The sequence below is a fragment of the Variovorax durovernensis genome, assembly GCF_977011995.1.
On record NZ_CDRNCW010000001.1, the window covers coordinates 4,868,358 to 4,881,651 of the forward strand.

The 13,294-nt window shown below is 65.3% G+C and carries 12 protein-coding genes; all 12 read left to right on the forward strand.

What is annotated here, in order from left to right:
* Positions 1-89: 89 nt before the first annotated feature.
* The 12 genes from gyrA to crcB all read left to right on the forward strand — a co-directional run bounded on the left by gyrA (position 90) and on the right by crcB (position 13,276).
* Complete coding sequence (gyrA, locus tag ACWV14_RS23135) at positions 90-2,735, forward strand: DNA gyrase subunit A (protein ID WP_454903888.1); 2,646 nt, start codon at positions 90-92, stop codon at positions 2,733-2,735.
* Positions 2,732-3,307, forward strand: coding sequence for a DUF2059 domain-containing protein (locus ACWV14_RS23140; protein ID WP_454903889.1), 576 nt, complete (start codon positions 2,732-2,734; stop codon positions 3,305-3,307). The genes gyrA and ACWV14_RS23140 overlap by 4 nt, the downstream gene beginning before the upstream one ends.
* A gap of 69 nt (positions 3,308-3,376) precedes the next feature.
* The gene (serC, locus tag ACWV14_RS23145; protein WP_454906055.1) at positions 3,377-4,444 is read left to right on the forward strand and encodes a 3-phosphoserine/phosphohydroxythreonine transaminase; all 1,068 of its coding nucleotides are present in this window, start codon (positions 3,377-3,379) and stop codon (positions 4,442-4,444) included.
* A 29-nt stretch (positions 4,445-4,473) separates the two neighbouring features.
* On the forward strand, positions 4,474-5,598 hold the full coding sequence (gene pheA / locus ACWV14_RS23150; RefSeq protein ID WP_422087616.1) for a prephenate dehydratase: 1,125 nt from the start codon (positions 4,474-4,476) through the stop codon (positions 5,596-5,598).
* A 20-nt stretch (positions 5,599-5,618) separates the two neighbouring features.
* A complete protein-coding gene (locus tag ACWV14_RS23155) occupies positions 5,619-6,509 on the forward strand; it encodes a prephenate dehydrogenase (protein ID WP_454903890.1) in 891 nt (296 codons plus the stop codon).
* Position 6,510: 1 nt separating this feature from the next.
* Positions 6,511-8,523, forward strand: a complete 2,013-nt coding sequence (locus ACWV14_RS23160) for a bifunctional 3-phosphoshikimate 1-carboxyvinyltransferase/cytidylate kinase (RefSeq protein ID WP_454903891.1) — start codon at positions 6,511-6,513, stop codon at positions 8,521-8,523.
* 204 nt (positions 8,524-8,727) lie between these two features.
* On the forward strand, positions 8,728-10,416 hold the full coding sequence (rpsA, locus tag ACWV14_RS23165) for a 30S ribosomal protein S1 (RefSeq protein ID WP_422087619.1): 1,689 nt from the start codon (positions 8,728-8,730) through the stop codon (positions 10,414-10,416).
* A 71-nt stretch (positions 10,417-10,487) separates the two neighbouring features.
* Positions 10,488-10,814 (forward strand): integration host factor subunit beta, encoded by a 327-nt coding sequence (locus ACWV14_RS23170; RefSeq protein ID WP_093236803.1) that lies wholly within the window; start codon positions 10,488-10,490, stop codon positions 10,812-10,814.
* A gap of 57 nt (positions 10,815-10,871) precedes the next feature.
* Positions 10,872-11,210 carry a LapA family protein gene (locus tag ACWV14_RS23175; protein WP_454903894.1) on the forward strand — a complete coding sequence of 113 codons (339 nt, stop codon included), beginning with the start codon at positions 10,872-10,874 and terminating at the stop codon, positions 11,208-11,210.
* Positions 11,200-12,369: a lipopolysaccharide assembly protein LapB gene (lapB, locus tag ACWV14_RS23180; protein ID WP_422087621.1), complete on the forward strand. Its 1,170-nt coding sequence runs from the start codon at positions 11,200-11,202 to the stop codon at positions 12,367-12,369. Before ACWV14_RS23175 ends, lapB begins: the two co-directional genes overlap by 11 nt.
* 137 nt (positions 12,370-12,506) lie before the next feature.
* On the forward strand, positions 12,507-12,824 hold the full coding sequence (locus ACWV14_RS23185) for a ComEA family DNA-binding protein (protein ID WP_454903895.1): 318 nt from the start codon (positions 12,507-12,509) through the stop codon (positions 12,822-12,824).
* Between the two features lie 74 nt (positions 12,825-12,898).
* On the forward strand, positions 12,899-13,276 hold the full coding sequence (gene crcB / locus ACWV14_RS23190) for a fluoride efflux transporter CrcB (RefSeq protein WP_454903897.1): 378 nt from the start codon (positions 12,899-12,901) through the stop codon (positions 13,274-13,276).
* The last annotated feature ends 18 nt before the right edge of the window (positions 13,277-13,294 follow it).

Here is a 13,294-nt window from a genome sequence, read left to right on the forward strand (position 1 = left end):
GACGGAGGCGGAATAGAGGCCTTGTGTTGCGGCGGTGCGACACCCCTCACAGCGTAAAATTTCGCCTTCCTGCCGCCAGCACCTCGTTCATGACCTCCTTCGCAAAAGAAACCCTGCCCATCAGTCTTGAAGAGGAAATGCGCAGCAGCTATCTCGATTACGCCATGAGCGTGATCGTCGGCCGAGCGCTTCCCGACGCCCGTGACGGCCTCAAGCCGGTGCACCGGCGCGTGCTCTACGCGATGCACGAACTCAACAACGACTGGAACCGGCCGTACAAGAAGTCGGCCCGTATCGTCGGTGACGTGATCGGTAAGTACCACCCGCACGGCGACCAGTCGGTCTACGACACCATCGTCCGGCTGGCCCAGGACTTCTCCATGCGCCACATGCTGGTCGACGGCCAGGGCAACTTCGGGTCGGTCGATGGAGACAACGCGGCCGCAATGCGTTATACGGAAATCCGGCTGGCCAAAATTGCGCACGAAATGCTGGCCGATATCGACAAGGAAACTGTCGACTTTCAGGACAATTACGACGGCTCGGAAAAAGAGCCGAAGGTGCTGCCGAGCCAGCTGCCCAATTTGCTGGTCAATGGCTCCGGCGGTATTGCGGTCGGCATGGCCACCAATATCCCGCCGCACAACCTGAACGAGGTCGTCGACGCCTGCCTGTACCTGCTTCGCAACCCCGAAGCCTCCATCGACGAATTGATGGAGATCGTGCCGGCGCCCGACTTCCCCACCGCCGGCATCATCTACGGCATCAACGGGGTGAAGGACGGCTACCGCACCGGCCGCGGCAAGGTCGTGATGCGCGCCAAGTGCCACTTCGAGGACATCGACCGCGGCCAGCGCCAGGCGATCATCGTCGACGAACTCCCCTACCAGGTCAACAAGAAGACGCTGCAGGAGCGCATGGCCGAGCTGGTGCACGAGAAGAAGATCGAGGGCATCAGCCACATCCAGGACGAGTCGGACAAGTCGGGCATGCGCCTGGTGATCGAGCTCAAGCGCGGCGAAGTGCCTGAAGTGGTGCTCAACAACCTCTACAAGCAGACGCAGCTGCAGGACACCTTCGGCATCAACATGGTGGCGCTGGTCGACGGCCAGCCCAAGCTGTGCAACCTGAAGGACCTGATCCAGGTCTTCCTGCAGCACCGCCGCGAAGTGGTCACGCGCCGCACCGTCTTCAACCTGCGCAAGGCACGCGAGCGCGGCCATGTGCTCGAAGGCCTGGCGGTGGCGCTGGCGAACATCGACGAGTTCATCCGCATCATCCGCGAATCCCCCACGCCGCCGGTCGCCAAGGCCGAGCTCATGACGCGCAGCTGGGACAGCAAGCTGGTGCGTGAAATGCTCACGCGCTCGCGCGCCGATGGCGGCGTGATCAACGCCGACGACTATCGCCCCGAGGGCCTCGAGCGCCAGTACGGCATGGGCGGCGACGGCCTCTATCGCCTCTCGGACACGCAGGCCCAGGAAATCCTGCAGATGCGCCTGCAGCGCCTGACCGGCCTCGAGCAGGACAAGATCGTGGCCGAGTACAAGGACGTCATGGCCGAGATCGACGACCTGCTCGACATCCTGGCCAAGCCCGAGCGCGTCTCGACCATCATCGGCGACGAGCTGGGCACCATCAAGCAGGAGTTCGGCCAGTCGAAGGTCGGCGCGCGCCGCAGCCTGGTGGAGCACAGCGCCTACGACCTCTCGACCGAAGACCTGATCACCCCGACCGACATGGTGGTGACGCTCTCGCACAGCGGCTACATCAAGAGCCAGCCGCTGGGCGAGTACCGCGCCCAGAAGCGCGGCGGCCGCGGCAAGCAGGCCACGGCCACCAAGGACGACGACTGGATCGACCAGCTCTTCATCGCCAACACGCACGACTACATCCTGTGTTTCTCGAACCGCGGCCGGCTGTACTGGCTCAAGGTGTGGGAAGTGCCGGCGGGTTCGCGCGGCTCGCGCGGCCGCCCGATCGTCAACATGTTCCCGCTGCAGGAAGGCGAGAAGATCAACGTCGCCCTCGCCCTCACCGGTGAAAAGCGCACCTTCCCGGCCGACCAGTACGTGTTCATGGCAACCTCGATGGGCACCGTCAAGAAGACCGCGCTCGACGAGTTCAACAACCCGCGCAAGGGCGGCATCATTGCCGTGAACCTCGACGAGGGCGACTACCTGATCGGCGCCGCCCTGACCGACGGCAAGCACGACGTGATGCTCTTCAGCGACGGCGGCAAGGCCGTGCGCTTCGACGAGGAAGACGTCCGCCCGCTGGGCCGCAATGCACGCGGCGTGCGCGGCATGTCTCTCGATCCGGGACAGGGCGTGATCGCCATGCTGGTGGCGGAGGACGAGCAGCAAAGCGTGCTCACCGCGACCGAAAACGGTTACGGAAAACGCACAAGCATTACGGAATACACGCGCCACGGCCGCGGAACCAAAGGCATGATCGCGATTCAACAGAGTGAGCGCAACGGCAAGGTCGTTGCCGCCACACTCGTGCATTCGGATGATGAGATCATGCTCATTACCGACAAGGGCGTGCTTGTACGCACGCGGGTTGCCGAAATTCGCGAACTGGGTCGTGCGACGCAAGGCGTCACGCTGATCGGGCTTGACGAAGGCGCCAAACTCAGCGGGCTGCAACGTATCGTCGAAAACGACGCGAATGGCGAAACCGAGCCTGACGCGGACGATACTTCCTCATCTTCAACGGAGAATCCTCAGTGAAAAAAATCAAACTCGCACTTCTGACGGTCGCCCTGGCTAGCAGTTCGATGGCCGCAATGGCCCAGGACAAGGCCACGCTCATCAAGCAGTTCATCGACATCCAGCGCCCCGGCATCGAATCGCTGGCGCGCGGCCTGGTCGAGCAATCGAGCGCTCCGATCGCACAGGCGGGTTCGCAGTACCTGCAGACGCAGGTGCCGGAAGCCAAGCGTGAGGCAGCCGCCAAGGCCGCCGACGCCGAGCTGAAGAAGTACTTCGACGACGCTTACCCGATCGTGCGCGACAAGGCAGTGCAACTGGCTCCTGGCGCCCTGACCCCCCTGCTCGAGCAGAACTTCAGCGAAGACGAGCTCAAGCAACTGCTGGCCTGGATCAACTCGCCCCTGAGCAAGAAGTACCAGGAACTGAACCCGAAGATGCAGACCGCCCTGACGGAAAAGCTGGTGGCCGACACGCGCGCCACCATCGAGCCCAAGATGCGCGCTCTCGACGAAAACGTCGCCAAGGCCCTCGGCGCCCCGACCGATGCCCCCGCCGCCAAGGCCCCGGCCAAGGCACCAGCCAAGAAGTAAAGCAACGTGACCCAGCAGCAGACGCCGGCCGGCAAGCGCCCATACAACTTTTCGGCCGGTCCGGCTGCCATGCCGGAGGCGGTGCTGCAACGCGCTGCCTCCGAAATGCTCGACTGGCACGGCAGCGGCATGAGCGTGATGGAAATGAGCCATCGCGGCAAGGAATTCGGCTCGATCTGCACGCAGGCCGAAGCCGACATCCGTACGCTGCTGGCCGTGCCCTCCAATTTTCACATCCTGTTCATGCAGGGTGGCGGCCTCGGCGAGAACGCCATCGTTCCGCTGAACCTGTCGCGCGGCAAGACCGCCGACTTCGTCATCACCGGCAGCTGGAGCGCGAAGTCGCACAAGGAAGCGCAGCGCTATTGCACCGCGCGCGTGGTTGCCAGCAATGCCGACGACCAGCACACCAAGTTGCCAGATCCCGCGACCTGGCAGCTGTCCAAGGACGCCTCGTACGTGCATGTGTGCTCCAACGAGACCATCAACGGCATCGAGTTCCAGCAACTACCCGACCTGGCAACGCTCGGCAGCAATGCCCCGCTGGTCATCGATTTCTCGTCGCACGTCGCCTCGCGCAGCGTCGACTGGAGCCGCGTGGGCCTGGCCTTCGGCGGCGCACAGAAGAACCTCGGCCCGGCCGGCCTGACCATCGTCGTCGTGCGCGACGACCTGCTCGGCCATGCCCTCGAAATCTGCCCGAGCGCGTTCAACTACAAGACCGTGGCCGACAACAACTCCATGTACAACACCCCGCCGACCTGGGGCATCTACATGGCGGGGCTCACGTTCCAGTGGCTGCTGCAGCAAAAGGAAGGCGATCTCACGGGCGTCGCGGCCATGGAGCAGCGCAACATCGCCAAGGCGAAGCTGCTGTACGACTTCATCGACGGCTCCGACTTCTACGCCAACCGCATCGACCCCGGCTGCCGCTCGCGCATGAACGTGCCGTTCTTCCTGGCGGACGAAGGTCGCAACGAAGCCTTCCTGGCCGGTGCGCGCGAAGCCGGGCTGCTGCAGCTCAAGGGCCACAAGTCGGTCGGCGGCATGCGCGCCAGCATTTACAACGCCATGCCGCTGGAAGGGGTGCAGGCGCTGGTGGGCTACATGCGAGAATTCGAGCGATCGCATGCCTAGGCGCATGCTCCGCTCAGTTGCCCGCACCGATGACCGCCTCCGACTCCACACCACCCTCCTCTTCTTCCGATAACTCCGAGAGCCTGTCCGATCTGCGCGTGCAGATCGACTCGCTGGACCAGCGCCTGCTCAGCCTGCTCAATGAGCGGGCCCATGTGGCCGAGCTGGTCGGCGAGGTCAAGAAGCGCGAGGGCACGCCGTTCTTCCGCCCCGATCGCGTGGCGCAGGTCATCGACAAGATGCAGAAGAGCAACGGCGGTCCGCTCAAGGACCTCCATGTGGCGGCCATCTGGCGCGAAATCATGTCGGCCTGCCTGGCGCTCGAATCGCCGCAGCGCGTCGCCGTTCTGGGCCCCGAGGGCACCTTCTGCGAACAGGCCGCCATCGAGTACTTCGGCGGTGCCGCCGACCTGATCTATTGCGCCAGCTTTGACGAGGTGTTCCACGCCACGGCCGCCGGCAGCGCCCAGTACGGCGTGGTCGGCGTCGAGAACTCGACCGAAGGCGTGGTGACGCGCTCGCTCGACCTGTTCCTGCACTCACCCACCCATGTCGTCGGCGAAGTCAGCCTGCTGGTGCGCCACCACCTCCTGCGCAGCAGCAACTCGCTCGAAGGCGTGGAAGCCGTACTGGCCCATCCGCAGGCGCTGGCACAGTGCCAGACTTGGCTGTCCAAACATCTGCCGAATGCCGAACGGCGCGCCGTGTCGAGCAACGCCGAAGGCGCTCGCCTCGCATCGACCAATCCGGCCTGGGCCGCGCTGGCCGGCGAACGCGCCGCCACCCGCTTCGGCCTGCATATCGTGGCGCACGCCATCCAGGACGACTCGTACAACCGCACCCGCTTTTCCGTCATCTGCCTGCCGCAGACGCTGGCCATGCCACCGGCCTCGGGCCGCGACTGCACCAGCCTGATCGTCTCCGTGCCGAACCGGCCCGGCGCAGTGCACGACCTGCTCGTTCCGCTGAAGGCCAACAACGTGTCGATGACCCGCTTCGAGTCGCGCCCCGCGCGCACCGGCCAGTGGGAGTACTACTTCTACATCGACCTCGACGGCCACCCCTCGCAGCCCAACGTGGCAGCGGCGCTGGCCGAACTGCGCGGACTCTGCGCCTTCTACAAGGTGCTGGGCGCCTACCCCGTCAAAGCCTGAGCGGCAGGCAGACACACAGCATGTTCGAACAACTGGGACTGATCGGCTGCGGCCTGATGGGCGGCTCTTTCGCGCTCGCGCTCAAGCGCGCGAAGCTGGTGAAACGCGTGGTGGGCTACAGCAAGTCGCCCTCCACCACCGAGCGGGCACGCCAGCTCGGTGTGATCGACGTGGCGGCGCCTTCGGCGCTGCTGGCGGTGTCGGGCGCCGACATCGTGCTGCTGGCGGTGCCTGTGGCCGCGTCGGAAGCCACCTTCAAGGCCATCCGCCACGGCATCGCGAGCGAAACGCTCGTGATGGACGTCGGCTCGACCAAGGGCGACGTGATCGAAGCCGCCCGCAACGGGCTTCAGCGCCAATTCGCGAACTTCGTGCCGGCGCACCCGATCGCGGGCAAGGAACTGTCGGGCATCGAGCATGCCGAGGCCTCGCTCTTCAGCGGCCGCCAGGTCGTGCTGACACCGGTGAAGACCACGCTGCGCTCCAACGTGCAGCGGGCCTCACAAGTGTGGGGCGGCATCGGCGCGCAAGTGGTCACCATGACGCACGAAGAGCACGACGCCGCTTTCGCCGCCGTGAGCCACCTGCCGCACCTGCTGGCTTTCGCATACACCAATGCCATCGCCAGCCAGCCCCAGGGCGACCGCTTCCTGAGCCTCGCGGGCCCGGGCTTCCGCGATTTCTCGCGCATCGCCGCGAGCGACCCGGTCATGTGGCGCGACGTGCTGCTGGCCAACCGCGAACAGGTGATGCAGCAGTCGCAGGCTTTCCGCAAGGCACTGGACGATCTCGAAGCGCTGATGGCCGCGGGCGACCTGCAAGCGCTGGAGCAATCCATCGCCACCGCCAGCAAGGCCAGGGCAGCCTGGAAGCCGGCCACCGACACCTCGTCGCTGCAGCAGGACAACTGAGATGTTCTCGACCACCTTCCTCGACCTCCCGCCCCTCGCGGGCGCGGCCGGCACGGTGCGGCTGCCAGGCTCCAAGAGCATCTCCAACCGCGTGCTGCTGCTGGCGGCGCTCGCGAGCGGCACCACCACCATCCACGACCTGCTCGATTCCGACGACACGCGCGTGATGCTCACCGCGCTGCGCGCGCTCGGCTGCGGCATCGATCCCGACGGCAACACCCTGCGCATCACCGGCCTCGGCGGCCAGCTGAAGCCCAACGAGACGCTGCTGCCGCTGTTCCTCGGCAATGCCGGCACCGCGATGCGCCCGCTGACGGCCGCCCTGTCGCTGCTGGGCGGCGAATTCGAGCTCAGCGGCGTGCCGCGGATGCACGAGCGCCCCATCGGCGACCTGGTCGATGCGCTGACCCAGCTCGGCTGCCGCATCGACTACCTCGGCAACCCCGGCTATCCCCCGCTGCGCATCCACCCGGTGCCGCACGGCGAGCTGGCGCTCGACGCCCCGATCCGCGTGCGCGGCGACGTGTCGAGCCAGTTCCTGACCGCGCTGCTGCTGGCGCTGCCGCTGGCCGCCGCTGACGACATCGTGATCGAGGTGGTCGGCGAGCTGATCTCCAAGCCCTACATCGAGATCACGCTGAACCTGCTGGCGCGCTTCGGCATCCAGGTGCGGCGCGACGGCTGGGAGCGATTCACCATTCCGGCCGGCAGCCGCTATAGCTCGCCCGGCGACATCCACGTCGAGGCCGACGCCTCTTCTGCTAGCTATTTCATAGCACTGGGCGCCATTGCAACCGGCGTTTCCGGCAAGAACGGCATCCGCATCGAGGGCGTGGGCGCCGATTCGATCCAGGGCGACATCCGCTTCATCGACGCCGCCCGCCAGATGGGCGCGCAGGTCGACAGCGGCCCCAACTGGCTCGAAGTGCGCCGTGGCGCATGGCCGCTCAAGGCCATCGACCTCGACGCCAACCACATCCCCGACGCGGCGATGACGCTGGCCGTCATGGCGCTGTATGCCGACGGCCCGACCACGCTGCGCAACATCGCGAGCTGGCGCGTGAAGGAGACCGACCGCATCGATGCCATGGCCAACGAGCTGAAGAAGCTCGGCGCCGCCGTCGAGGCCGGCCCGGACTTCATTCGCGTGCACCCGTTGGCGCAGACCGGCTGGCGTCCGGCGAGCATCCACACCTACGACGACCACCGCGTGGCCATGTGCTTCTCGCTCGCGGCGTTCAACCCGGCAGGGGTGCCCGTGCGCGTGCTCGACCCTCATTGCGTTGCCAAGACCTTCCCCGATTATTTCGAGACCCTGTTCTCGGTGGCCGAGGCCACGGAGGTGCCGGTGATCTGCATCGACGGTCCGACCGCCTCCGGCAAGGGCACGCTGGCGGCCGAAGTGGCGCGGCTGCTGGGCTACCACTACCTCGATTCGGGCTCGCTCTACCGCGTGACCGGCCTGGCCATGCGCCGCGCCGGTTTGAGCGCCGACAGCCAGCACGAAGCGCAGATCGCCGCCCTCGCCGCAGGCCTGCCACTGCAATTCACCGAAGGCAAGGTGCTGCTGGCCGGCGAAGACGTCAGCGACGAGATCCGCACCGAGGCTGCCGGCATGGACGCCTCCCGCGTATCCACCCTGCCCGCCGTGCGCGAGGCGCTGCTGGCCCTGCAGCAGCGCTTTCGCCAGCTGCCCGGCCTGGTGGCTGACGGCCGCGACATGGGCACCGTGATCTTCCCCGATGCGGCGCTCAAGGTGTTCCTTACGGCCAGCGCCGCCGAGCGCGCCGAACGGCGCCATAAGCAGTTGATTTCAAAGGGTATTTCGACTACACTCGACAGTCTTCGCTCCGACTTGGAAGCGCGTGATGCCCGGGATTCCTCCCGCAGCGTCGCCCCCCTCAAGCCGGCGCAGGACGCCCGCCATCTCGACAACTCCCAGCTGTCCATCGAGCAATCGATCGATCAGGTGTTGGACTGGTGGCAGCAAGTACAGCCTTTCAAGTCCGCTTGAAAAGCTGGCGCCAGACGGAATATCTGAAGGCGCATACCGCTCCAGCAGGCTCTCTTCGCGCGACAGCGCACCGGCCTGCTGGTTGTTCAACCAACCCGGGTTTATATCCAAAAAGCCCACAAAACCGCCGTCTACAGACCCACAGCAGCCGCACGCAATTTCGCATGAGCGCCTGCCAACCCTGCCTGACGGAAGGAACCATAAATGTCTGAATCTTTTGCCGACCTATTCGAAGAGTCCCTGAAGCGTTCCGAAATGCGCACCGGCGAGGTCATCACGGCCGAAGTCGTGCGTGTCGAACACAACCACGTCGTCGTCAACGCCGGTCTGAAGTCCGAAGCGTATGTGCCGATCGAAGAGTTCAAGAACGACAAGGGCGAACTCGAAGTTCAGGCCGGCGATTTCGTTTCCGTTGCCATCGGCAGCGTTGAAAACGGCTACGGCGACACCATCCTCTCGCGCGACACCGCCAAGCGTCTGGCTTCGTGGCTCGCCCTGGAGAAGGCACTGGAATCGGGCGACTTCGTCACCGGCACCACCAGCGGCAAGGTCAAGGGCGGCCTCACGGTCCTGGTCAACGGCATCCGCGCGTTCCTGCCGGGCTCGCTGATCGACACGCGTCCGATCAAGGACCTGACCCCGTACGAGAACAAGACCCTCGAATTCAAGGTCATCAAGCTCGACCGCAAGCGCAACAACGTCGTGCTGTCGCGCCGTGCCGTGGTCGAAGCCAGCATGGGCGAAGAACGCGCCAAGCTGATGGAAACGCTGAAGGAAGGCGCAGTCGTGCGCGGCGTGGTCAAGAACATCACCGAATACGGTGCGTTCGTGGACCTCGGCGGCATCGACGGCCTGCTGCACATCACCGACATGGCATGGCGCCGTGTTCGCCACCCGAGCGAAGTCGTTCAGGCCGGCCAGGAAATCACCGCCAAGATCCTCAAGTTCGACACCGAAAAGAACCGTGTCTCGCTGGGTCTCAAGCAAATGGGCGACGACCCGTGGATGGGCGTTTCGCGCCGCTACCCGCAATCGACCCGCCTGTTCGGCAAGGTCACGAACATTGCCGACTACGGCGCGTTCGTCGAACTCGAACCCGGCATCGAAGGCCTGGTGCACGTCTCCGAAATGGACTGGACCAACAAGAACATCGCTCCGAACAAGATCGTCTCCCTGGGCGATGAAGTCGAAGTCATGGTCCTGGAAATCGACGAAGACAAGCGCCGCATCAGCCTGGGCATGAAGCAGTGCAAGGCCAACCCGTGGCAAGAGTTCGCTCAGAACACGAAGCGTGGCGACCGCGTCAAGGGCCCGATCAAGTCGATCACCGACTTCGGCGTGTTCGTGGGTCTGGCTGCCGGCATCGACGGCCTGGTTCACCTGTCCGACCTCTCGTGGAACGAAGCCGGCGAAACCGCCGTTCGCAACTACAAGAAGGGCCAGGAAGTCGAAGCGATCGTGCTGGCCGTGGACGTCGACCGCGAGCGCATCTCGCTGGGCATCAAGCAGCTCGACAGCGACCCGTTCACCACGTTCACCACCGTGAACGACAAGGGCCAGATCGTGACCGGCAAGGTCAAGACGGTTGACGCCCGCGGCGCTGAAATCGACCTCGGCGAAGACATCATCGGCTACCTGCGTGCTTCGGAAATCTCGCGCGATCGCGTCGAAGATGCCCGCAACGTGCTGAAGGAAGGCGACGAAGTCACCGCCATCGTCGTGAATGTGGATCGCAAGACCCGCAACATCCAGCTGTCGATCAAGCAGAAGGACATGGTCGACGAACAAGGCGCCATGGCCAGCCTGAGCCAGCAGTCGGCACGCGAAAACGCGGGCACGACCAGCCTGGGCGCACTGCTGCGCGCCAAGCTCGACAACAGCGAAAACAAGTAAGCTGAGTCCGGAGACAGAGCAGGCCCTGGGGCCGCTCTGTCTTTTTTTTCGTCCACGTTTTTGTTTGGCCTATGACCCGCTCAGACCTCGTCGAAGAACTCGCAGCCCGCTTTGCGCAACTGACGCACCGCGACGCCGAATACGCCGTCAAGACCATCCTCGACGCGATGAGCGACGCACTGGTGCGCGGGCACCGCATCGAGATCCGTGGCTTCGGCAGCTTCTCGGTCAACCGCCGTCCGCCGCGCATCGGCCGCAACCCGCGTTCGGGCGAGAGCGTGCAGATTCCCGAAAAACGGGTGCCGCACTTCAAGCCCGGCAAGGCGCTGCGCGAGGCCGTGGATGCCAAGACAGCCGAACTCGATGCGGGCAAGGAAGCCAAGGCCCGCAAGGCCTGAATCGCAGACGATGAGAATGCCTGCAAACGTAGAATGCTCCCGGCAACGGGAACGGCTATGAAATACCTCCTGTGGCTGCTCAAGGCAGCCATTTTTTTTACGCTCTTCGCCTTCGCGCTGAACAACCAGCACGACGCGACCGTCTATTTCTTCTTCGGCACCTACTGGCGAGCACCACTGGTGCTCGTCGTGCTCGCGGCCTTTGCCGGCGGGCTCGTGGTGGGCGCGCTCGGCATGCTGCCGGGCTGGTGGAAGCACCGCACCGCGGCGGCGCAATTGCCTGCCGTTCCTTCCGAAACACCGTCCCCCGTGGCATCGGCGGCCGTGACCGCCCCTGCAGCGGCCCAGCCTACTTCCGCCCCCGACCTTCCCGCCGTACGTCAACATGGACTTTGATCCCAGCTGGCTGCTGATCGGCCTGCCCATTGCCTTCGTGCTGGGCTGGCTTGCATCGCGCTTCGACATCCGCCAGCTCAAGCTCGAGAACAGGCAAGCCCCCAAGGCCTACTTTCGCGGCCTGAACTTCCTGCTCAACGAGCAGCAGGACCAGGCCATCGACGCCTTCATCGAGGCCGTGCAGAACGACCCCGACACGCAGGAGCTGCACTTCGCCCTCGGCAACCTGTTCCGCCGCCGCGGCGAATACCAGCGCGCCGTGCGCGTGCATGAGCACCTGCTGGGCCGCGGCGACCTCAGCCGCAGCGACCGCGAACGGGCGCAGCACGCCCTGGCGCAGGACTTCCTGCGCGCCGGCCTGCTCGACCGCGCCGAGGCTGCGCTGCAGAAGCTCGAAGGCACGCGCTACGAGAACGAGGCCCGGCTGTCGCTGCTGGCCATCTACGAGCGCTCGCGCGAATGGGCGCAAGCCGCCGACGTGGCCCAGAAGCTCGACGAGTCCGATCAGGCGAGCTACGCCACGCGCCGCGCGCACCACCTGTGCGAGCAGGCCACCGAACGCGTGGCTGCCAGCGACCTGCCCGGCGCCACCAAGCTGCTCGCGCAGGCCGTCGAGCTGGCGCCGCAGGCACCGCGTCCCGCCATCGACACGGCCAACCTTCAGCTGCGCAAGAGCGAACCGGCCGCGGCCTTCGACACCCTCGTGGCGCTCAGCGAAACCGCGCCGCTCGCGCTGCCGCTCTATGCCGCCACGCTGCAGCAGGCGGCCGTCGGCGCACACCGCGAAGGCGAGGCGCTCGCGTTGCTGCAGCGGCGCTATGTCGAGTCGCCGTCGATCGACGTGCTCGAGGCACTGATCGCACTCGGCGGCACGCCCTCCGCCACCGCCGAAGATCCGCAGCCCACGCCGCGCGACGGCTACATCGCCCACCTCGCGCAGCAGCCTTCGCTGGTGGCCGCATCGCGCTGGCTCGCTGGCGAACGCTTCGAGCACGAGCAGTTCCATCCGCAGGTGCAGCGTGCGCTCGATCAAGCCACGCGGCCGCTGATGCGCTACCGCTGTGCGGCCTGCGGCTTCGAGGCGCACCAGTACTTCTGGCACTGCCCAGGTTGCCAGGCGTGGGACAGCTATCCACCCCGCCGCGTGGAAGAACTCTGACCACAATTCAGAACAATAGTCACCCTGAGGCCATTGCGGCCCAAGGGCGTCAACGCTCCGCTCCCTGATCCCGTTGTGCCCGGGCCGACGTGCTTGTCGGCTGTCTGTCACATCAACAAATCACAGGGAGTTTTCAAATGTTCAAGAAGTTGTTGGCCACCACGGCCATGCTGTTCGCCATCACCTCGTTCGCAGCGGTCGATGCCAACAAGGGCACCGTCGCCGAACTCGATGGCCTCAAGGGTGTCGGGCCCTCCATGTCGAAGCGCATCATCGACGCGCGCAAGGAAAAAGAATTCAAGGACTGGCCCGACTTCATGCAGCGCGTGAAGGGCGTGAAGGAAAAGAAGGCCGCCAAGCTGTCGGCCGAAGGCCTCACGGTCAACGGCCAGGGCTTCTCCGGCGCGGCCGCCGCGCCCAAGGAGAGCAAGACAGCCAAGGCCTCCAAGTCCTGAGCCTCGCCAGCACACCACGAAGCCGCCTCCGGGCGGCTTTTTTATTTGGGCGACAGCTGCGGATAATCTGCCGCATGCTGCTGAACGCCCTTGTCATCTGCCTTGCCGCCTGCGTCGGCGCCCTCATGCGCTGGGGCTTTGCCATCTGGCTCAACCCGGGAGGCCTGCTGCCCTGGGGCACGCTGGCGGTCAACCTGATCGGCGGCTACCTCATCGGCATCGCCATCGGCGTGTTCAACGGCCTGCCGGACATCGATCCGGCATGGCGCCTGATGGTCATCACCGGTTTCCTCGGCACGCTCACCACCTTCTCCAGTTTCTCGGCCGAGATCGTCGGCATGCTGATGAACGGCCGGCTTGGTCTCGCGCTGGCGACGCTCATGCTGCATCTGGGCGGCTCGCTGTGCCTCACGTGGCTGGGCTTTCGGACCGTGCAGGCTTTCTCGGGCTGAATGTCCCGAAAACTGCCT